Below are 21,636 nucleotides of genomic sequence, written 5' to 3'. Positions count from 1 at the left end.
ACTCTCCCTCCCTGAACCGCGATATCGCCGGCCCCGACCGAGGTGACCCGAAGGCACTTGGCCGTGTCGCTGACCCAGCGACTCCTCAATCGTGTCCTCACCGAGACGCCACCGCCACGACACACCTCCTCTTTGGTGAGAGGCTTCAACTCCCACGCCACGACACAGCGGCCAGGGTGCCGACTGCAGCTAGCTGTGATCTGGGTGATGCCGAACATCGTGTAAGCCAACGGCTTTCCGTTGTTCACGCATGTAACTCGGTGGTCGTCTTCGTAGTCCTCAGGGCGGCACACGAGTCTGTGGGCTGATGAGCCGCCGGCGTGCTTCATCACCGCTCGGGTTCGGTCGTGGGAAGCCACCCCAAGGTGAGGTCGGGTAGGACGATGCCGGTTGTCAGGGCCTCGAAGACGGAGCGCACTGCCTCCCGGGCTTCCGCCCCGCGCGATACCAGTGACCACGTCCAGTATGGTGCAGGCGGAGTTATGGTGCGCCGCATTAGGTTTGCAGGCACCGTGGCGTTCTGGGCTTTCGGGGAGTTGAGCACCGGCCGACCCAAGCGGCGGACGTGCTGGAAAAACATGGCGCCGGCAATTCCGCCATCGCTGATGTGTACCGTTTGGGCGCCCGTGTGGGTAGAGAACAACTCGCCGTAGCGATTCCAGGAAGACCAGCTGGTGGAGTCGCTGTCGAGCAAGACCACAGTGTCCGCTGCTGCCACCGCGCAGCCATCCCCGCTGACAGCGGTCGCCTGGAGCTGTTGCGCGCCGATGACACGGGCCTCGAGGCCGTACTCGTCGAGTTCGGGAGGCTGAACCCAACAGATCGCCAGGTCAATGCCGCCTTCGGCGACCCGGGCGACTTGGGTATGTGACGGCAGCACCCAGGTGTCGATGTGGACATTCGCTACCGCCGCGGTCCGCTCGAACAAGTTCGCAGGAAGCCAATCGACATAGCCAAGCCGGACGGGATCAGAATCCGATAATCCAATTGCGCGACGACGCAAGAGATCTGCTTGATCAACGAGGGCACGCGCAGCCGGCAACAGTGCCGCGCCGGTGGGCGTAAGGGTGACTGAGCGGCGATCGCGCTCGAACAGCGGAACTCGCAGATTTCGCTCGAGAACCCTGATCTGTTGAGAAAGTGATGGGCCGGCAATCCGCAGGCGCTTTGCGGCGCGACCGAAGTTCAGCTCTTCGGCGACCACTATGAAGTAGCGCAGCTGACGCAGTTCCACATGAAATGTAACGGCGAAAGCATCGTGGACATGACGCTAGTGCGACAACAGCCAACCTTAAGCAACGAATCGTGCTGACACCGCGCGTATCCAAGCTTCGACGCCCGACCCGGCCGGCGGAACATCCCCGGGGCGCCGCGGCCGCCCCGGCTCCGATGCGGCACTTGACCATTGCACGGCATAGCGGTCGCGCAGCTTGCCCAGCGTCGCCTCGATGCCCGTGGCCTTGGATTCAAGGCCAATCAGCTCGTCCTACGTCAAGGCGCGCCGGCGTCGCGGTAGTCGAATGTCGGGTCTACAGCTTGGATGAGCCGAGTGCGTTGACAACGGTGCTGCATCCGGTGGTCAAGCGATCTCGACGACGCACATGGCAGTCGCTGCGGCGGCTGCCGACGAAGCCGGTCAGTCACTTGGCCTCTACTTCAATCTTCGTGCTAATACGTTGATCTCACCCGGTACCAGCCAAGGCTCGGCTTAAGGATACGGTCTCGGAAAACAAACTCTGTGCGTTTGTTTAGCCCCGAGCCTTACTGAGCTGCCTGGCACCTGCGCCGCACCTCCGTGCAGTGCTAGATAAACCGCCCGGCGAATGTGCTGGCCGGGTTTTCTCGTCGTTAATCGGGGCGGACAACGTCGAATTGCCGGTGTTGTTTAGGAAACGGCGATCACCTGTCGCGAGCATGGAAACCCATACCGACCACTCATCACCTGACGCGATACTCCAGGTGGTTGGTGCGGGGCCCGTCGCGCAACCCCGGCCCGTCTCGCCAGCGTCGATTCACGCCCACAGCAAGCATCTCAGACCATTCGCCGCCGCGCGTCACGCCGCACAAAGTCATCCGCCACGCAAGAGCCGAACCCCGAGCATCAGAGCTGCGCCAACATATTCACTTAACGTGTCTATATGCGCGCCTTGATCCATGACACCACATCATCGAGCACCTGGTAGCGTTCCGGTTCGCAAAGGACCGCGTGGTACAGACCGGCGTAAACCCTCAGCTCGACATCGGTACAACCCACGAATTCGACCAGTCGCCGACTGCCATTGACGGTGACCAGCTGGTCATCTGAACCATGCACAATCAGCAATGGCGCAGTCAGTGCTGGCGCCCATTGAGGCATCGTCTCGCCCACCCGCAGCAACGCGCGGCACACACCGGCGGGGATCCTCCCCTGATACACCAGCGGGTCAGCAAAATGCGACACAACCGTGTCGGGATCACGAGACATGGCACCGTCGTCCACTTGCAACACAGGCAGTCCCGGAACCAGGCCGCCGAGCGCCTTGATCATCACCGCCATGAAAGGGGCAATCAAAGTTTGAACCGCAACCGCCGGAGCCGACAGCACCATCAAATCATCGCCGGGCGGCCGACTTCGCTGCTGGCCGTAGCAAGCCACGATTGCACCGCCCATACTATGGCCTAGCAACACGCGCTTGAGACCAGGATGGTCATAGCTGGCGATCTCGATCAGGGCGGCAAAGTCAGCAACGTATTGCTCCATTCCCCGCACCACTACCCGGCTGCCACCGGAGCGGCCGTGGCCACGGTGATCAAGTGCATAGGTGAGAATTCCGTCTTCGCCCAACCGTTGCGCTACGTGATCGTAACGGCGGGCATATTCGCCGAACCCGTGCGCCAGCACAGCAACTGCGCGCGGCGGCGTGCTGGGCATCCAGACGTCATAGACAATCCGCACCCCTCCGACACCATCAAAGGCCCGCTCGTTGCGAGCTATATCCCATCGACAGCGATGTGCGCGGCCGGCGTGAGGTAACCGGATGTCGCGCCCGAGATTGCTCCCGTTGTCCAATGGCTCATTGTCATCGTGGCTATCGTCGACCATCACAGGTCTCCCTTGTGTTCGTGTCCGTCATCCCTGAGCGCCGCACTGCTCAGGGATCGCTCCTTTCGACGCCGACTTGGACAAACTCTGAAGCCAGCTGGCACCCCTGCTCAGCGCACACCCTTCGACGCACACGATTCGCACCTTTCCCATCGGCCACCCTCCGCTGCCGACCGGACCTCGATCGCCCGGTAACTGCGGTGTTGAGAAAAAATCAGCCCGGCCCAGGGATGGCTTAACCCTTCCGTGCACATCGAAGCTCCGACGTCGACAGCCACATCCATCGTTTCGTGCGATGAAGCCGAAATCATCGGCCACATCACGTACGAATCGTCCAGGAGGGGTCGTACACGGACCCGCCAGTTAACGCGCGAGCGTGCTTAGCCGCCTAAGACACCCGCTTACGGTCCAACAGGACCGGCGCGCGTCCAGGTGTGAATTCCAACTCGCCAACACACGTCTACTCGAGCAGGCTGCGAAAGATCACTAACCGAGACATGCTGGTCACTGCACGATCGTTAGCCCAAAGAGCAGCGCTGGCCCACAACCAAGGCCCACAGTGTCAACCGACCAACAGCGGGTCAATCGTGCATAGCTCACGAGCCTGACCCCTACACCGCAGCTCATGGGTGCGATCTAGCCCCGAGCGCGTCAGCCGTGACAGCTGTGACTGATGTTGCGGCGTGTCACCTCGGCGTTAGTGCCGGTGTGCGGCATGCTAGCCCGGGGCGGATATCCGCCCCGGCGAGTCCCCGGCGGATATCCGCCTCCGTCTAGCTGCTGAGAAGACCAACCGAAAGGACCCGAAGCCACCGGCGGCCCAACCGCTGGATCACTGGGAACAGCCACACAACTGCACAACGCCATACCCACCGCAGAACAGGCGCCACTAACGGCGAAAACCCCCGGCCCGAAGGCCGAGGGCAGCCGGTTCGAGTTGCCGCTCGAACCGAAAAGGCGCTTTCGCGAAAACCCCCACCTTGAAGGGAATCGTCATGAAAGACGCATTCCACGGTAGCGCACGCCCTGCGCACGGTCTAGGTACCGCCTCCCGTGGACCCACTCACACCCTCGTCCGCCCCTACCGCGGCAGCAGCCCCTCAGCGCGGCGCCGCGGCACCGCCCGCACCGCCCCCGCCTGGGTCCAGCGTGCGGGCGCTCACTGCATCGACCGCATCCCGCGCATCGTCCTGGATCTCGACGCCCCCTGGGCCGCAATTCCGTGCTGGAGCGGCCGGGCCCGGCGCTGGGCGCACGCCACCGTGCCCCAGGCTTACCTGCTCCACTACGACACCCGCGTGCGACCCGTCATGCCCAACAACCCGGTCAGTCTCAACTCCCTTGTCGCCGTGGCCCAAGCACGTGCCTCCTTTGCCGATCACCGCACCGGACGCGACTGCCGGCCGACCAACAACCAACTTGCCCAGATGACCGGCCTGTCAGTGCGCACCATCCAGCGCGCCTCTACCGCGCTGCGACTCCTCGGTGTCGCCACCGAAGTCATGCGCGGGCGGCTGCGCACCAAAGCCGAGCGATTCGCCAGCTGGCGAGTTGGGGATAACGGGCGCGGTTGGGCCTCCGTGTGGGCCCTGCACGACTGCCGTCTCCGACCGCTGTCACCCCACCCCGCAGGGTCGCTTGTAAATCAAATAACCTCACCTCACTCAGTTCTCACCACCCCACACCGGCGCCAACGCGCCGGTAGCAGCGTCGCTCCGCGCCGCCTCAGCCCGGAGCCCCGGGCTCTCGCCCTGGCAAACAAATGGATCCGCAGCGAGCAAAGCCCGCCCTGGGCCCGTCGGTACAACACCGGCACACCATGGGCCCGCGTCCTGGCCGGACCGGCCCAGCACGGCTGGACACCGCGCGACATCAACACCCTCATCCAAGACTGGATCGGCACCGGGCACTGGCTGCCCGACAGCCCGCACAAGCCGATCGGGCTGCTCGGGGCGATCCTGGCCGCTCACGGCGATCTGACCCACCGCCCCGCGGCCTACGACGAGGCCCGCGAGCACGAAGAACTTGCCCAAGCCCGCGCCCGCATCGCCGCCCAGCTCGCCGCCCGAGAAGCCAACCGCAAAGCCCGCCAAGCCGGGCGCGCCGCCCTGGCCGGTCCGGGCCGCCAAGCAGCCCGCAAAGCGCTCGACGACATCCGCGAACGGGCCCGGCTGCGCCGCTACCACAACCCCGACCCGGACGGCGTCCGGTGAGCCCCTCCCCTGTCCCACCGCCACCGACGAAAACGCTGCCCTGCCAACGTGATCCGGAGCGCTGGTTTAACCGGCGACACCGGCGCGACACCCTCGCTGCATGCCTGAACTGCCCGGCCCGACCATGGTGCGCCCAACAGGCGCTCACCTGGCACGCCTGCTGGGGCATGTGGGCCGGGGTATGGATCGACGGCCAGCACACCGGCGCCGCGCCCTACCTGCACGCCATCGCCGCCGACCACCCACTCCCCCACCCGCCGCGCCCAGCACCTTCCGGCACTGGCGCATACCCCCACCCCACGCCGCCGGTGGCGCTGCACCGCGCACCAGCCGCCGGTGGGCCATCCTCGACAGCGGCCACCATGCTCGCCCGCAGTTGCGGGCACTGCGAAGTGCTCACCGAGCAATGCCGCTATAGCTTCGACCGGCTCGTCAGCCGCCGCCGGCGCAGCCACGCCCGGACCGAAAACCCTTCGCCGGCAGAAGTGTTCGCGGCCTGCACAGCTTGCGCCGAACTTGTGGCCAACCTGCAACCGCAGCTGGCGACCCGCGCAGGCTACGTCATCGACACCGGCCGCGACCCCGCGTTGGCGCCTTTCCATTGGCGGGCATCGCGCTGGGTCCTGCTCGGCCACGACGGGGGGCTCACCGAGCTGGCACAGGGCGCCCAAAGCGCCTAGCGGCTTAACCGCGGTTAAGTCTGTGCGGCCGAGCGCCGCCGCCGCCCCAATGCCTGCTCGACCAGATCTGAGGCGAAATCCTGCGCAGTCAGCAGCACATCGTCGCGTTTGGCCTCCAGCCACGCCTGACGAAGTCGCTGCGCAGTGCCCGGCCGCAACCGTAAGGTCCGCGGCGCCTCCCCCGACACCGCGGCCCCCGACCGCCCCGGGGTAGGCAGCGCCGACACCGAGACCCGGGGCTCTTCCGTCACAGTGACAGGTGTCGACGCCGCGATATCCCGGGCAAGCTGATGGCTTTCAGTCGCCGCACGAGTTTGAGCCCCCGCGCTCGACAACATGCCGACGACGGCGGCAGCAGTGTCTTTCTTAGGCATGATGCTTTCCTCGATTCCGTCGGCCCTCATCAACAAGGGTCATCACCTCAACAGTGAAACTGGCGTATGCCTGCGCAAGGTCCGGATCGGCATCCAGATCACCCAGCACGACCTGCTCACTGACCATCCGCTCAGCGGCCGTGCGCTTCGGAATAATCGTGTCGAAGATCGGCAACCCGTCATCACGCAGCGCATGCAACGTCTCGCGACTGATCAACGTCTGCGACTCATACTTCGTCAGCAGAACCCCCAAAAAAACGGCTGACAGCACCTGATGTTTACGCAAGGTCGACGACCACTCCAAAAACATATTGACCCCCCGCCTCCCCCACTTGCTGGCGTCGGTCGGCACCACAAACCAGTCGGCGGCATTCAGCGCAGTGATCACCAGCTGACCCAAGTTCGGCGACAAATCCAGCACGATCGCGTCATAACCGCCATACACCGGCTCCAGCGCCATCGCCAGCTGTTCCTCACGCCGATGCATCGTCACCAGCTCCATGTCCAGCTTGGCCACCGCCAAGGTGGACGGCACCAAATCCAGCGCATCCAGCCGTGTCTTGCGGATCACCTTGCCGATCGGCGCGCCCTCCCCGATCAAGTCGTAAATGTCGAACTCCACGTCATCGTCAGGATCGAACATCGACGTCGAGTTGCCCTGCGGGTCACAATCGACCAGTAAGGTGCGCCATCCGCCCCGCGCCAGGCCGGCGGCGAGGTTCACGGCAGTGAACGACTTACCCACCCCACCCTTGTGATTAGCGATCGCAATCACTTCCGCTTTCACCATAATCACTCCTTTAACGTCTGCCGCATCTATTACAGCAAGTGACCGCGTGTCCGGGTGTCACAGCGACGGCGTGTCGCGGCGATCTGATCACCGGGGCACGGTGCGATTCAGCCACCCAGACGCGGAGTGATGACATGATCGGGTGATGTTGCGACACCGCGGCGCCGTGACGAGATCGCCAGATCACAGCGCAACGCTGCGACCGCATCACGCCATCACCGGGTAACCGAGCCTCAAGATCACGCGGCAGCGCCGCGATCACATGATCGGATCACCCAGGGATTCGGTCACGCTGTCACTAAGTGATGGCGCCACGCGGTGGCCTTGTATCGCCATGATGCGGTCACGCGGTCATCACGCGACTCCATCACCGAACGGCGGTGTGACCATGTGACCGGGCGAGCCGGCGATCGAATCATAAGGTCACCCCGTGATCGGGTGATCGCGTAAAGAGATCATCGGATCACCCGCGATGCATTCACACTGTGACCGCGTGATCACGTGGCCCCGTGATTCTGCGATTCAGTGATCTGCACTTATGCTGCTCGGCGCGCAGGCGGCCATCAATTGTGACGGGCACACCGCGACGACGGTCCCCGGACGACTAGGCGCAAACGACGAGAAACCCAGCTGCGGGTCCGGCATTGGATATGCGCGTCGGTAACCTCGCGCCGAGTGCAATGCCGACCGCCGGCGGGGGAGAGGCGAGCCGACGTGCGCGTTAACACGATGGTCATTGCCGCGCCCACCGGGATGCCGCAACGTGCAGCGCGAAGCAGTGTCGTCTGGTGAGGAATTTGCACGCACCAATTCATCAGCGTCACTGGCGACGCACGGCGGTCGGGCCACAGTCGGCAACCCCGAGCAAGTCCATGCGATCCCGGCGGGGGAGCGCCTGCAACAAACGCCGTCAACGCCACATACCCCGACGCCCTCACAGGGGCGCCACTTAACCGTGGTTAAGTCGCCCCGCGCCTCACAGCTCGCCGTGTTTCGCCCGGCTCCGCGGCCGCTACCGAGCGATGTCCTCGACGCCGGCGATGTAACCCGCCATCGGAGCCGGTCGCCGCGGTACCGGCAAGCAGCTACTGCCACCGCCAACGTCCATCGCTGACATCTATACGAGTGCGTGGTCGCTGGTGCTGTCTATTGCTCGCGCAGCGAACTGGCTGCTAAGCTGATCGGCACGGGCTAACCAGGCATGCACCACTAGGGGCGACCGTGCTGGAGTTCCCGCTCGGGCGCCGTGCACAGCTCAGTCGCCGCAATCTCAGTACCACCATCCTTGCCGCGGTGACGTTGCCCTCACAAGCATGAATCACCAACTCCTCAAGCCACTCCCGCTGCTCAATCTCAAAGCGGCCGGCCTTGGGCTCACCAGGCCGGTCATGACCGCGCGCAGCGGCGCGGACGGACCCAGGCCTGCGCGCGAGGCCCGAGCGAATACGCTGCGCCTCTCGTGACGTGCCCGATGGTGGGTTCGCGCTGACGGATTGAGGCGATGACCGTGTCCGCAGCCAACCCGCTGCGGTGACCACTTAACCGCGGTTAAGTCGTCACCATGAACCACCGCGGCTATGCCGCCCTTTGGCTCGGTCGCAGCCTCTCACCCGATCCCGACCCTTTCCAGCGTGTCGAAGCGACAGGCGCTTTCAGGCGCCGTAAACTGCCGCTGTCTCATCCGAAGTACCCCGGCAACGCCGGGGGAAGCATACGGAAAGGCCATTCATGGCTGTTCACGTCGTTCTCAATCAGAAGGGCGGCGTCGGCAAAAGCACGATCGCTGTCAACCTGGCCGCCGTCACCGCCGATGTCCTCAACCACAACGACGACCCGGACGCGAGCTCACCAGTAGCCGCGGTCTCCATCGACCCCCAAGGATCGGCCATCTGGTGGGCCGCGCGAATAAACGATCTTCCCTTCCATATCGTGCAAGCCCACGACGACCTCGATGGCCTCAAAAAACTCGGGGAACTCCCCGGCATCCAACACGTCTACGTCGACACCCCCGGATGGATCGACCTCGACGCTGGCGATGACTCCGCCGACCCACTGGGCCGCGGACCCGCCGCTGACGCCTTACGAGTAGTGCTCGATGTCGCCGACCGCATCATCGTGCCCATCGAAACCGAGCCGCTCAGTTTCGACCCCACCGCACGCACGATCAGCAAAGTCATCCAACCCCGACACATCCCCTACACTGTCGTCATCAACAACTGGGACCCCCGCGACGGTGCTCACGACCTCAACGAGACCAAAGAATTCATCAAAAACAACGGCTGGCCCCTGGCCCACACTGTGATCCGGCACTACAAGCTGCACGCCCGCGCCAGCGCCGATGGACAAGTCGTCACCGAATACCCGGCCAATAGGGTGGCGCTGCAAGCCCGCGAGGACTTCTTCAAATTCGCCCTCGAACTCAATGTCGGGGACGGCCGCTAATGGCCCGCGGGCAACGCACCAACCTGGCCAGCCTCAGCAGCTCCGTCGGCGACAAATCACCGGTCGAACAACTCACCGCGATGCCCAGCCGCACCACGCCGCTGACCGACCTGACGCCCAATCCCCACAACCCACGTGACGACCTCGGCGATCTGTCCGATCTGGAATCGATCGCCGACATACAACTGCAGCCCGCCGTCGTCGTCACTAAAAGCGCCTACCTCAAGCTCTATCCCGACGATGTCATCACCGCCCGCTTCGTCGTCATCAACGGCTGCCGCCGCCTGGCCGCCGCCCACAAGTACGGCCGCACCGACTTGGCCGTCGTCATCAACGACGACATCGCCCGCGACCGCATCACCCTCATCTCGGCCTCGATCGCTGAAAACGTCGACCGACAAGACTTCGACGTCATCGAAGAGGCCAAAGCCGTGCAAGCCCTGGTCTCCGAATGCGGCAGCGCCGTCGACGCAGCCACCCGCCTACGTAAAACCCAAGCCTGGGTCTCCCAGCGCCGTGCGCTCTTGGCGCTAGACCCCCGACTGCAAACCGCCCTACGCCGAGGCGAACTGGCCATCCGGGAAGCCCGCACCCTGGCCCGCGTGCCTCTCGAGGAGCAAGTCGCACGTTGGCAAGCCGCCCAAGAACGCAACGCCGGCCCACGTCCGACCAGCAACCCTCCCGACGCGCGCGATCCCAGCCCGTCGCGCGTCATCGCCCGCGCACTGCGCCAATTCCCCGCACAGCCGACACTCCTGGCCGATGCGTTGCGAACCCAGCTCGGGCCCGACGGAGTCAAGACACTACTCGCGGTGCTCACCGACGAACCCGCTCCGGTCTGACACATCAGCCTCATCGTCACGTGACGATTCAACACCGTGATACCCCGAGCCTATTAAAAACCGCGCGCCGCAACCCTCATGCGCCGTTCCGGCGCGACGAGGCCCACGCCGCGTGTGAAGCGGTCTCGTCAAAGCTGGTCCGCCAGGTCTCCCAGATTGCCCGGCACCATGAATTGAGCCAACGCGTCCAGGTAGTTGCGCGCGACGGCGCGGTACTTATCGGCGGCTTCGTGCGTGGAGCGATCGGCGTCCAGCAGCTCTTGCTGCGCGGCGATCAGCAGCCGATTGGCCTCGGCTAGCGAAACAATCTGTGCCCGAAGATTATCGACCACTGCGCTCGGCGGTGGGGAAGGGGCGACTGCGGGCTGCGTTGGCAATTCGTCGGTGTAGACATACCAACGCAACCGCTCCGGACGGGGCATCGCCCCGCCCCGAATCTCGCCGGCCTTAATCGCTCGGATGATTGTGCGCGGGTCCTTGCCCAACCGCTTGGCCGCTTCCGACAGCGACACCACCGCACCACCCGGTGTGGTTTCCACACCCGGCGGCGGCTGCTTGGGCTGTGTCATCGTCGGTAACTCCGGCGCGAAATCGCACTACTCCCGGAAAGGCCATATGCTGCTAATTAGCAACATCATAACGACATGGCGGCTCAATATCGGCCTGGATGCCAAATTTAACGACACGGATGTCCTAAACTAACGACACGACGATCAGCGCCGAAGACACCGCCGAAGTCCGGAGGATAAGGTGAGCAACAGCGAACAGCGCAAGCTGACAGGCAAAGTCCTGGTGCGCTTTACCGAAGAAGACCTCGAAGTGCTGCAACGCGAGGCCGACCGACAAGGCGTCAGCCTCCCATCGCTCATGCGCGAACTGAGCCTGCGCACCCTCGTCCCGCAGGCATCCTGACCCCGAGCGAACCACCGCACCCGCGCCCAACTAGCCAACCGCAGGTCTTTTCCGTGTGATCCCGCACGAGCAGCATCGCACCACGCCGGTGAGTAACACCTCGGTAGTGCGGCCCGGTGCTCGCCCGGACCCGGGCAGATCAATAGCCATACAGCGCTAGTTGTGTGAAACCACACCGTCGGTGAGCCCTTGGCGAGTCGCCAGGCCGGCGGCGCCGCCCGTGCGCTGTGCGGGCGGTGGTCGTCGCAGTCATACCTCATACCACGGACGGAATCGGCGCGCTCTCGCTCTGAAGTCCGGTGTGCGTACATTCTCGGCCAGAATACTGTTGTAGCGCTCGACTTTTCGTGGTGCCGCGTGTGTAGCCTTGATCCGCTGATGCGGCTCCGAGCATGGCTCAAGCGAATGCGTCGGCTCGGTAGCCACCCCCAGCAGCTAATAACAGCGGGGGATTGGTCCCATCCGCCCCGGCCAGTGGTGATCGTTGCCGATCCAGGGCCATCGCCGTCGTCGCGGCGAGCACGTCGGCACGTGGCGGTGCCGATCACCCGGGACACCGCCGATAGCGCGGGACACATGGGCACAGACGGCGTCGACGAGATGCAAGCTAGGCATCCCCGGCCACCTGCAGATTAGGCGTATTCGCCCACATCCGACGAACCTCCCCGAGGAAATGGGGGGCCGCCAAGGATGGGCGCCCACCGGCGCGAGATAACTATGCCAATCAGCACCTGACGCCCGAACTTTCGGCTTGGGATGCGCAGCTCCTCGAGGGAAGTCGCAGCCAGCGATGGTTGCGTATGTCATATCAGCCGGGCGAGATCGCCGTAAACGATAACCCAATCGACTCCGGGGGAAAGGTTGCTGAGATGCTGGTGCGGCTATCTGGCGATTGATTATCCCTGCGCGACAACGCACATGGAGTTGGTGATGCTGCGGCCGGTGACGGCTTGCTGCTATGTCGCGACCGGGCAGCTGGTAGCGCTGACAGCGAAAGTCGCCTTTCTGGGCGCCGAGCGGGCCGATGAGGCGGGGGTTCAAATCGCGATAATGAGGGCGGCTAGAGCTGGCAACCGATGTGACTGCGCCGGTGTAAAGCGGCAGCTCACAAGGCCTTTCGGCAACACGATCGGTTGTGGCCCTGCTGAGCACGGCTGAAACAACGCGTCGGTCAGTATCCGATCGAAGGAAGGTAAGCGCCTCTTGGGTCTTGATATAGGCCTTTTGTCATCAGGTTCAGCAGGTACACAACGCGCAACTGCTGGCGAAAGCACCAGCGCAGCAGTTCGCAGTTGCGCGCCGGCACCAAGAAGCCTGGTCCAGGAAACGCCTCGGCTGCCGATATCAGCGCAATGAGATCGTCATTAGTTTCGGCGACGGAGTGCGTGAAAAATCCAATTCCCGTGGTGTAGCCAGTGATCCGGCCGTGACGTTCGACGACCCGGGCCGCCGACTCAGCAACGGCGTCTTTGAGTTCCCCCGCGCGGTCATGGCCGTGTACCCGCACACACAGCGCATCACACTCCTCGAGATCGCTATCCACTGCCGCTCGGATGCCATAACCCGGATACGCCAGCTTTACTGGGTGTCCCTGCACCGCGACCAATGGTTCACGGACATCGAAACCGAGCTTGGCGTACAAACTCATCGATCGGTTGTGATAGGCGACTTGCACCAACCGCACCCCGGGCGTGTGTTGTGCAGTGCATCGCTGGAGCACTTCCCGCATCAACGTGGTGCCAACGCCGCAGTTCTGCACGACGGGAGCCACGGTCAGCGGACCGACACTGAAGATCGTTGAGCGTTCATCGAGAAAGTTGCTTCCGATGATTCCACCATCGTGTTCTGCAACCAGGCCGAAGATACCCGGATGTGCACTCAGCGCTGCTATTAACGCTGCTGCCGGCGAGCATGAGGGAAACTCAGCGGGGAACCGATGGTGATCAGCAATTGCTGCGAACGCTTCGTAGCATATCCGCCCGCACTCCGGCGCGTCGGCTGGAGTTGCGAGACGCACTCTTATGTCCATGTATGGATCGCCCTCTCGTGTCGGTCGATCTAGCTCTGTGCATGGGCTCCGCTGGCCGGTTGCCCTCCTGAGCCTGCGTGAGCCATTCACGCGGTTTTTCGGCACTTCGTTAGGCCGAGCAACTACCGCAGCCGAACATCTGACAGCCTCGCTATCTCGTGTGGCACAGACCCGTTAGGTCAGCCAAGTGATCACCATCCGAGACGCCGCCGGGTATCGAGCCAGCGCTTCGCCAATCTGGCCCTCTGGCATGACGTCAAGCACTGCGCCTCAACAGAACCGAACTAGTGGCCCCACCCGGCGCACCAGGTGCTGGTGGGTGTTGTCGATCAGCGATTCGGTGAGTGGGCGTGCGGAGGTGCAACATTGACGTCACCGATGCGTGCTTTATGACGGTTGACTGAGCGAGCAACCCCAGCAGGGTGCATTGCCGTACTTTGACAAACCGGTACACACGCAACAAAATTCCCTGAACAAGCACTTCGCTGCTACGACGAGTCAGTCGTCGGACGCGCAGCAGCAGCTGGTTGACCAGCCGGAGGACATCCCGCGAAAACGGTGGTTGAAGACTTCGTGCCGATGCTGCGTCCCAGGCGTTTTCGCAATAAGTACCGAGCGCGCGGCAGCAGTTACCGGGTTGGACAACTTATCTCCTCCACTGGATAGGGGCAGTCAAGGCGCAACCGGCGCCGGCCTTATCGCTAGCGCGTCGCTCACCCGGCTGCCCGGGCCGAGGCTTCACTTCGACTATTCCCTGTGACCGGGCCTAGAGCATCGGCCGAATCGCTTATATATAGACGAGGCGATTTGCTAACAGCCGACCGGAATGCCAATAAGGATCGCAGAAACATACGCATGGCCGCGCACCAGGAGTCCGGAGTTCTCGGCCGCTTCGACGTCGACTTCGAGATGCGCTGGAAACAGCGACTCCACTGGGAGCTATCTCGGACCTGCGTCCGGACACGGCTTACCACTGCTCGGGAGCACCGCTGGCGCGGCTTGAAGGTGAGAGAGCCATCAGCCGGCTAGTTGCTCGATTCGACCGATCACATTGGACCACGAAGCGGTTTTGCAACACCCGAACAGGACCTTGATCCGCGGACTGACCACACTTCCGATCTTTCTAGACGAACCTGTCCGACGCGCACGTCTGTGAGGCCTAGTGAATATTAGACGCACAAGCCTGCTCGGGACGACACCACGACGGCAACGAGCGACAGTTCCACGGTCATGCCGGTCGCGCGGACGTACCTTCATGCGCCACCTCGGCCGGTGACGTTCACCCCGCATCGGCAGCCCCGACGCATACATCGTTAGAACCTGCGGAATATACCCGTTCCGACGTACGTTGAACGACTGCGTTTCATGCACCGTGGCAAGGATAAGCGGAGATCAAAATTGTGCGCGCAAGCGCAGCCGACAGACTGGAGCAAGCCTGGGTGAGCGAGATGATCCCCACCGGAACTGTGACACTGCTACTGGCAGATGTCGAAGGGTCGACTCGGCTCTGGGATTCAGCTCCTGGCGAAATGACTGCTGCCATCGCCACGCTCGATCGCACCCTGTCAGAAGCGAATGCGACGTACGGCGGCGTTCGGCCGATCGAACAAGGTGAGGGTGACAGCTTTGTCGTGGCATTCGCACAGCCCAGCGATGCGATCGCCTGCGCGCTGGAGCTACAAAGAGCACCCCTTGCTCCTGTCCGGTTACGCATCGGTGTGCATACCGGCGAAGTGCAATTACGCGATGAAGCCAACTACGTCGGACGCACCATCAACAGATCAGCGCGGTTACGCGATTTGGCGCACGGTGGGCAAACGGTGCTTTCTGGCACCACAGCAGATCTAGTCATCGACCGTTTGCCCGCAGACGTGTGGCTAACCGACCTTGGCACGCATTACCTTCGTGATCTGCCTCGGCCAGAGCGGGTCGTCCAGCTGTGCCACCCAGAGCTGCGCAATCACTTTCCGCCCTTACGCACATCGAGTTGTGTTGTGACTCATAGCATTCCTACACAGCTCACCAGCTTCATTGGACGGATCGACGAACTCAACGACGCAGCACAACTGTTGGCCGACAACCGACTGATCACTCTCACCGGAGCGGGAGGAATCGGCAAAACACGGCTGGCTCAACAGCTCTCGGTTCGGCTAGCCGGCGGCTTCCATGACGGAGTGTGGTATGTCGACCTTGCGCCAGTCAGCGGCGCCGACCTCGTCGCCAGCACAGTCGCCCGGACGCTGGGTGTATGCGATCAACCGGGACGCTCGGCAATAGACAGCCTCACTCATGCCGTCGGCGATCGCCACATGATGATCGTCTTGGACAACTGCGAACATGTACTCGACGTATCCGCGATGGTCGCTAGGGACATGATGGCAGGCTGTCCAAGACTGAAAGTACTTGCCACCAGTCGCGAGCCCCTTGGGGTGGCGGGCGAGGTGATCATGCGGGTTCCATCGTTACCGATAGCTGGCGACGCAATCCAGCTGTTCGCTGAACGGGCGCGGCTTGCCCGGCCCAACTTTCAGATCACCGACGACAATGCCGCCGCCGTGACCCAGCTCTGCCAGCGGCTTGATGGAGTGCCACTGGCTATCGAGTTAGCCGCTGCCCGAATGCGTGCAATGTCGATAGTAGAAATTCTTGAGGGGCTGCACGACCGCTTCCGGCTACTGAACCGCGGTGCCCGCACCGCAGTGCCACGCCAACAAACCTTGCGTGCCTCCGTTGACTGGTCACATGCACTGCTGACTGAACGCGAACGAGTTCTGTTTCGTCGACTGGCCGTGTTCATGGGAGGGTTCGACCTCGACGCTGTCCGGATGGTCGCAGGCACTGGCAAAGCCGAACGCCACCAAGTGCTGAATGAGCTCAGCCAACTCGTCGATAAGTCACTGGTGCTGACCGAAGAACATCGAGACCGAACACGCTACCGACTCCTGGAAACGGTGCGTCAGTACGCCCTCGAAAAGCTCTGCCACTCCGGTGAAATCAACACAATTCGCACTCGCCATCGCGATTACTACCGCTCACTGGCGGCAAAGTTCGACACTTTGACACCTACCGACGTGGAATCGCACGCCGAAGTAGCGGAAATCGAAATCGATAACCTCCGCGCGGCTTTCGCTTGGTGTCTTGAGCAAGCTGACGCTCCTTCAGCGCTGACCCTTGCCTCGTTTCTACAGCCGTTCTGGCGACGGCGCGGCAGAATCCAGGAGGGGCTTCGCTGGTATGACGCGGCCCTCGCCCTCGCCGACACGGCCGGTACCACACTCACACCGGCAGTGCACGCACGGGCGCTAGCTGACCGGACCATGCTGACCGTGTCAGTTGCAGACCCCGGGCGCAAGGACGCGGCAACGGAAGCATTGGAGCTTGCGCGCGAGATCGGAGACCCCGGGCTTTTGCTCAAGGCATTGAGCGCGTGGTGTTGTGTCTCGTCCTATAGCGCTGAAGCTGCCGAGGAAGCCTTCTCCGAGGCCATTAATCTCGCCCGATCCGATGGAGATCTGACGGCGTTGAGTCAGCTCCTTCCGTTCCAGGCATTTGCCGCCTTACTCGCAGGCGATCCCATGGGGGTGCTTCAATCCGCGCAAGAAGGGCGCGACATCGCCCGTTCAATCGGCGATCAATTCACTGCACGGCACTGTTGTTGGAACATCGGGATGGCGCGACTGTGCAGCGGTGATCTGAAGGGAGCCCTACACCAATTCGATGAAGTGATGGCCGACGCTGACGCATACCAGGACCCGATCTTCAGTGTGGGCGGCCGCTTTGGTCGCAGCATGGCGCTCGCGTTCCATGGTCAAACAGCAGCAGCCGTTTCCACCGCTGCCGCCGCAGCCGAGCAAGCCGCCGAACTCAGCGATTCCCTGACGGGCTTTACCTACGCGGGCCTTGCCCTGGCCGCCTTGGCCGCCGGCGACGTTGCAGCGGCCGAACAAGCCAGCGAAGCGGCGCGCTTGAGCCTACGGCCGGAACTGCGGGCACTTCATTGGAATCCCCGTGCGGAGGTCGCGCTCGCCCGGGGCAACCTCGCTGCGGCTCGACGTGCCGCCGACGACGCTGTTTCCACGACAACCGGTTCGAACGCCTCCAGGGCGCTGACGATTCGGGCGCGGATTGCGGCCGCACAAGGACAGATCGAGCACGCTCGGCGTGACGCACTACGGGCCTTAGGTTGCGCGTCGGAGACGAACGCGTATTTGAGTACACCAGACACGTTGGAGTGCCTGGCCAGCTTGGTGCACCATGGGGGCAAGTGGCGAGACGCAGTACGCCTCTTAGGGGCCGCCGAAGCGATGAGAGATCAGTTCGGGCAGGTCCGCTTCCAAATTTACGACATTGAGTACCAAACGTTGATCACCTCGCTTCGTGAGGCGCTCGGCGACCAGGAATTCGAGGACTTCTGGGCCCAGGGCGCCGCACTGTCTACCGAGGAGGCGATCGCATACGCCCATCGCGGCCATGGCACCCGCAAACGGCCGTCGCATGGCTGGGCTTCCGTGACGCCCACGGAGCGCGACGTTGTCCGGTTAGTCTGCGCTGGACTTGCCGATAAAGACGTTGCTGCAAAACTTTTCATCTCGCCGCGCACCGTACAAACGCACCTCACCCACGTCTACCGCAAGCTGGGCGTTCATTCGCGCGTTCAGCTCGCACAAGAAGCTGCGCCGTATGTCTAAGCAGCACTGTGGGCGTCCAAGTCGCTACAGCAACGTCGGCAATACCTCACCTTTCCGCCCGAACCCGTCTAGCAGCTTCTGCAGAAACGCAGACCTTGGTGACGAACCATTGGTGGTGTCGGCGACCAGGTGACGGTGCACCCGTGAAGACTGCCCCGATTTACCCGGCGTTTCAAAGCGATCGTGGCCGCGGCCGCGCAGGACGTACACGGTCGCGTCTTCGGTGGACACGCCCGGATTTTCAAGGGCTCAGCGCCCTTAATGCACTGTCTCCCATAGCCTCGCACACCGACGTGGTGAGTGCCTCACGCTGCCGCGGGACGCCAGATGGCGAGTTGAACGCGCGGCGGGGGAACTACCTTGCGAGAGGCAACCTCGTCGAAGAGTTCGTAGGAGATGCTCGGCCCCGGCGACAATAGCCTGAACAGTCAGGCGCCGCCGGATCAATCCGAGGACCTCTCGACCGGCGCCCGCGAGGTGTTCGACGACATTGCGCCCGATAACACCGAGGGCGCCCGCCACCAACGTCCGGGTTTTGGCATCGTCAATCGGTTGGATTGTCACGACGACTCCGTTCTGTAGGGCAGTGGGGACTGGATGGGGGTTGGCTTGCCGAGCGCATTCACCCATCGCCGTTGAGTAACAGGCTCAACTGGGCGCGCGAGTTGATGTCGAGCTTGCCGAAGATGTTGCGCAGATGAGTGTTCACGGTGTGCGGCGAGAGGAAAAGCTGTTGTGCCGCAACACGATTGCTGGCCCCAGACGCGACGAGGTGAGCGACTTTAAGTTCACCGTCGGTCAGGCTGCCGATACCGGTTTTGGGTCGCGGTGGAAAAACGATCCGTCGTGCCACGCCGTGCTCGCGCAACACATGGGCGACTCGGTAGGCATCTGCCGAGGCCTGGCAGTCGATGTAGGTATCGAAGGCCGCATTGAGCTGGTCGACGGCTTCCGGGCAACGCTGTAGGCGGGCGAGCTCACGGCCGGCGTCTTCAGCCGCGGCTGCGTACAGCAGCGGACGCGAACAACCCTCTAAAGTCTTCGCCGCGCCCAACAATCCATCTGCGTCACGCTCGAGAACGGCGCTAGCATGGCATGCGACGGCGAAAAACAGTGACACAGGCAGGTTATCGCGCCTCAATGTCGCGGCTGCTTGCATGACGCGCGAACGCAGGCTGGCATCACCGGCACCGGCCGCCACGCGGGCAGCCAAGATGAGGTGATCAAGGTCTGCCATCCACAACGGGGTCTGTAGCAGCGGGAAATCATCGGCAAGCCAGCGCAGCGCCTGGTGCACGTCACCACGCTGCCACGCCGCATGGGCCAGCGCCGCAAGAGCTTCACGCCGCACCGCCGGCCCACCGTGCGCACGAGCGTCGCGCGCCTGGATGCCGACCTCGCGCAACAATACACGGTCATCGGTATGGGCGGCGATCTGCGACAAAGCAATCATGCCGATCTGGCCACCGAGCCGGCTCCACGTCATACGCTCTGCGGCCGGTACAGAATCAACGACTGCACGCGCTGCGCTCAGTCGCCCCAACGCCAGTTCGAGCAGCGCTCGCAGCCCGGTAAACAGCCGCAATCCCATCAGGTTGTTGTTGACCCGTGACCGACGCAATCCTTCGCCGACCGCCGCCGCGGCTTCTTCGGCCGAACCCACCGTAATCATTAGATTTGCCCGGTTCGCCGCAGCGACCAGCTTGATCACCCCGGGCTGGCTGGCATGCATCAACTCGCCAATCCGGTCCAGACGAGTCTTGGTGTCCTCGGCTTGCCCCTGCGCGCAGACGAGGTTGGCCAGCGCCACTTCCGCCAACAGCCCACTGGCCGTATCACCGCTTGTCCTTGCCGCAGCCAGGGCCTGCTCGGCGGTCTGGCGAAGCTCGTCATCTTGGCCGTCCACCGCCAGGTTGTAGGCCAGCCACGCGAGATGGCGTGTCCTGATGTCGTCGCTAATGTTGCTCAATTGGAGTGCGCGGCGATTCTCCTCTGCTCGCCGGCCGGGCAAGTGGGTCAAGCTGGCGGTGGCGAGCCGAACCTGCGCCTCCTCTTGCGGTGACAGGTCGCTGCGCAGTGTTGCCGCGGCGAGTTGTTGGGCCTCGTCATAGCGCATGGCCTGATTGAGCAAAACGACGGTTTCAGCCACCAGAGGGCCACGCAGCCGGTCCTGCAACGGCAACAGCTGCAACGCGTGATTACTTATATCGGCGGCAGTGCCAGGATCACATCCGGCCAACGAGTGAGCTGCTCGTCGCAGCGCGGCGATCGCGGCCTGATCACCCACCTCAGCACTGCGCGCAAGCTGGGGCGCTACCTCTGCCGGCGCGGCCCCGCTCTTTAACAGCGTGGTCGCCGCGTCACGCTCCATCGCACGCAGCAGCGATTGTGGCAAAGACTGGCGGGTGGCCTGGCGCAATACGTCATGGCGGAATCGGAGCCGGTCCCCGTCTTCGACAAGCAGGTCGGCGCGCACCGCCTCCTCCACCGCCGAAATCAGGCCAACCGGACGACGTTCCAGCATTACCGCCAGTAAGCCCGCTGAAAACCTCTCCGGCAGAACCGAAGCCACCTGCACCATGCGCCGGGTATCCGACGCCAACCGGTCCAACCGCTGCTGCATGGTCGCTGTCAATCGCTGCGGCAGCGTATCACCAACGACGCTAGCGCGGCCCCCCGAAACAACGATCCGGCCTTCCTCCTGCAAGCCCTCGACCAGCTCGGTGACAAGAAACGGATTACCATGCGACTTATCAGCAAGATCCAACAGTGACTTCTCCGCCGTGGCACGCACCACATCCTGGACCATTTCAGCCACTGCTCTGGGAGCCAAAGCACCGAGCCGCAGAATCAAGGCACCTTCACATTCAAGCAAGCTGATGGTCTCGCCAACTACCACACCGCCCGCACCAGTGCGAGCGGCAAGCACCCACAACACCGGGGCGTCGGCAAGCTTCGCGGTCAACAGCTGCAAGGCCAGCAGGGTCGCATTATCAGCCCACTGGATGTCATCAATAACGATTTCGAGCGGTGTCACGACAGCCGCGGCGCTGACAGCCTGTAAAAGGTCGTGCAGCACCCAGGACGGCGAGTCACCACTGCCGAAATCACCGGCGGATCTGGTATCGCCAACCGGTCGATCGCTATGCGGCGTCGCCATGAGCAGAGGCGCGAACGGCACCGCCTGCTGATACGCAAAGCATTGGCCGAACAACGGGCGCACACCATCGCCGGCGCCGGACACGCATTCCCGCAACAACCGACTTTTTCCGATACCCGGCGGTCCCTCGACGACGATTACGCCGCCGCGACCGGCGGCCAGCCCGCGCAGGCGCTCGCAGAGGATCTTCAACTCCTCATCACGACCGCGAATCGGCGTCGTCACGATTCGTCACCAGCCCTGCATCCGCATCTAAAAGAGCACAGTCGGCGCGCTGCGATGCCAGGCTGCAAACCGCTCACATCCACAGCTATTGGTAACGCCGTACGCCGTCTCACATAACGCAGCAGCACTTGATCAACTTCATCTAATTGATCAGCCATGGGGGCCTCCGTGAGCGGCTGATGTGGGTGCCTACCGAGTG

The 21,636-nt window shown here is 63.2% G+C and carries 15 protein-coding genes; 7 read left to right on the top strand and 8 right to left on the bottom strand.

Going from position 1 to position 21,636, the window contains the following annotated elements:
- Positions 1-328: 328 nt before the first annotated feature.
- Together A5624_RS00695 and A5624_RS00690 are read right to left on the bottom strand one after the other, a co-directional pair.
- Complete coding sequence (locus A5624_RS00695; protein ID WP_066859900.1) at positions 329-1,234, bottom strand: LysR family transcriptional regulator; 906 nt, start codon at positions 1,232-1,234, stop codon at positions 329-331.
- A gap of 900 nt (positions 1,235-2,134) precedes the next feature.
- Positions 2,135-2,974, bottom strand: a complete 840-nt coding sequence (locus A5624_RS00690) for an alpha/beta hydrolase (RefSeq protein WP_066859972.1) — start codon at positions 2,972-2,974, stop codon at positions 2,135-2,137.
- A gap of 1,103 nt (positions 2,975-4,077) precedes the next feature.
- On the opposite strand from A5624_RS00690, the gene A5624_RS29315 reads away from it, so the two are divergent.
- Together A5624_RS29315 and A5624_RS27030 are read left to right on the top strand one after the other, a co-directional pair.
- On the top strand, positions 4,078-5,295 hold the full coding sequence (locus tag A5624_RS29315; protein WP_197507952.1) for a helix-turn-helix domain-containing protein: 1,218 nt from the start codon (positions 4,078-4,080) through the stop codon (positions 5,293-5,295).
- Positions 5,292-5,975, top strand: coding sequence for a WhiB family transcriptional regulator (locus A5624_RS27030; RefSeq protein WP_082990453.1), 684 nt, complete (start codon positions 5,292-5,294; stop codon positions 5,973-5,975). Before A5624_RS29315 ends, A5624_RS27030 begins: the two co-directional genes overlap by 4 nt.
- 14 nt (positions 5,976-5,989) lie before the next feature.
- Here the strand turns inward: A5624_RS27030 and A5624_RS00675 are convergent, their stop codons facing one another.
- Positions 5,990-6,226: a hypothetical protein gene (locus A5624_RS00675; RefSeq protein ID WP_232002172.1), complete on the bottom strand. Its 237-nt coding sequence runs from the start codon at positions 6,224-6,226 to the stop codon at positions 5,990-5,992.
- Between the two features lie 115 nt (positions 6,227-6,341).
- A complete protein-coding gene (locus A5624_RS00670) occupies positions 6,342-7,139 on the bottom strand; it encodes a ParA family protein (RefSeq protein ID WP_232002171.1) in 798 nt (265 codons plus the stop codon).
- Between the two features lie 1,728 nt (positions 7,140-8,867).
- Between A5624_RS00670 and A5624_RS00665 the strand changes: the two genes are divergently transcribed.
- Together A5624_RS00665 and A5624_RS00660 are read left to right on the top strand one after the other, a co-directional pair.
- On the top strand, positions 8,868-9,581 hold the full coding sequence (locus A5624_RS00665; protein WP_066859891.1) for a ParA family protein: 714 nt from the start codon (positions 8,868-8,870) through the stop codon (positions 9,579-9,581).
- On the top strand, positions 9,581-10,423 hold the full coding sequence (locus A5624_RS00660) for a ParB/RepB/Spo0J family partition protein (protein ID WP_066859888.1): 843 nt from the start codon (positions 9,581-9,583) through the stop codon (positions 10,421-10,423). The genes A5624_RS00665 and A5624_RS00660 overlap by 1 nt, the downstream gene beginning before the upstream one ends.
- A 128-nt stretch (positions 10,424-10,551) precedes the next feature.
- Here A5624_RS00660 and A5624_RS00655 read toward each other — a convergent pair whose 3' ends face one another.
- Positions 10,552-10,992, bottom strand: a complete 441-nt coding sequence (locus A5624_RS00655) for a hypothetical protein (RefSeq protein WP_066859885.1) — start codon at positions 10,990-10,992, stop codon at positions 10,552-10,554.
- A 181-nt stretch (positions 10,993-11,173) separates the two neighbouring features.
- Here A5624_RS00655 and A5624_RS27890 point away from each other — a divergent pair, with 181 nt between their 5' ends.
- A complete protein-coding gene (locus tag A5624_RS27890; RefSeq protein ID WP_156748702.1) occupies positions 11,174-11,335 on the top strand; it encodes a hypothetical protein in 162 nt (53 codons plus the stop codon).
- 1,171 nt (positions 11,336-12,506) lie between these two features.
- Here A5624_RS27890 and A5624_RS27025 read toward each other — a convergent pair.
- Entirely contained in the window at positions 12,507-13,352 is an 846-nt protein-coding gene (locus tag A5624_RS27025) for a GNAT family N-acetyltransferase (protein WP_232002170.1), read from the bottom strand.
- Between the two features lie 1,451 nt (positions 13,353-14,803).
- On the opposite strand from A5624_RS27025, the gene A5624_RS00635 reads away from it, so the two are divergent.
- A complete protein-coding gene (locus tag A5624_RS00635) occupies positions 14,804-18,052 on the top strand; it encodes a LuxR C-terminal-related transcriptional regulator (RefSeq protein WP_066859873.1) in 3,249 nt (1,082 codons plus the stop codon).
- 24 nt (positions 18,053-18,076) lie between these two features.
- On the opposite strand, the gene A5624_RS27885 is transcribed toward A5624_RS00635, so the two are convergent.
- Positions 18,077-18,283, bottom strand: a complete 207-nt coding sequence (locus tag A5624_RS27885) for a hypothetical protein (protein WP_156748701.1) — start codon at positions 18,281-18,283, stop codon at positions 18,077-18,079.
- A 165-nt stretch (positions 18,284-18,448) separates the two neighbouring features.
- Between A5624_RS27885 and A5624_RS00630 the strand changes: the two genes are divergently transcribed.
- Positions 18,449-18,634 carry a hypothetical protein gene (locus A5624_RS00630; RefSeq protein WP_066859870.1) on the top strand — a complete coding sequence of 62 codons (186 nt, stop codon included), beginning with the start codon at positions 18,449-18,451 and terminating at the stop codon, positions 18,632-18,634.
- A 40-nt stretch (positions 18,635-18,674) separates the two neighbouring features.
- Here the strand turns inward: A5624_RS00630 and A5624_RS00625 are convergent, their stop codons facing one another.
- Positions 18,675-21,437 carry a LuxR family transcriptional regulator gene (locus A5624_RS00625; protein WP_232002169.1) on the bottom strand — a complete coding sequence of 921 codons (2,763 nt, stop codon included), beginning with the start codon at positions 21,435-21,437 and terminating at the stop codon, positions 18,675-18,677.
- Positions 21,438-21,636 lie beyond the last annotated feature (199 nt).

Source organism: Mycobacterium sp. 1482292.6 (genome assembly GCF_001672995.1).
In the GTDB taxonomy this organism is placed as follows: Bacteria; Actinomycetota; Actinomycetes; order Mycobacteriales; family Mycobacteriaceae; genus Mycobacterium; species Mycobacterium europaeum_A.
Note: the sequence above shows the minus strand (reverse complement) of the source record. Positions and strands in the feature narration are given on the sequence as shown.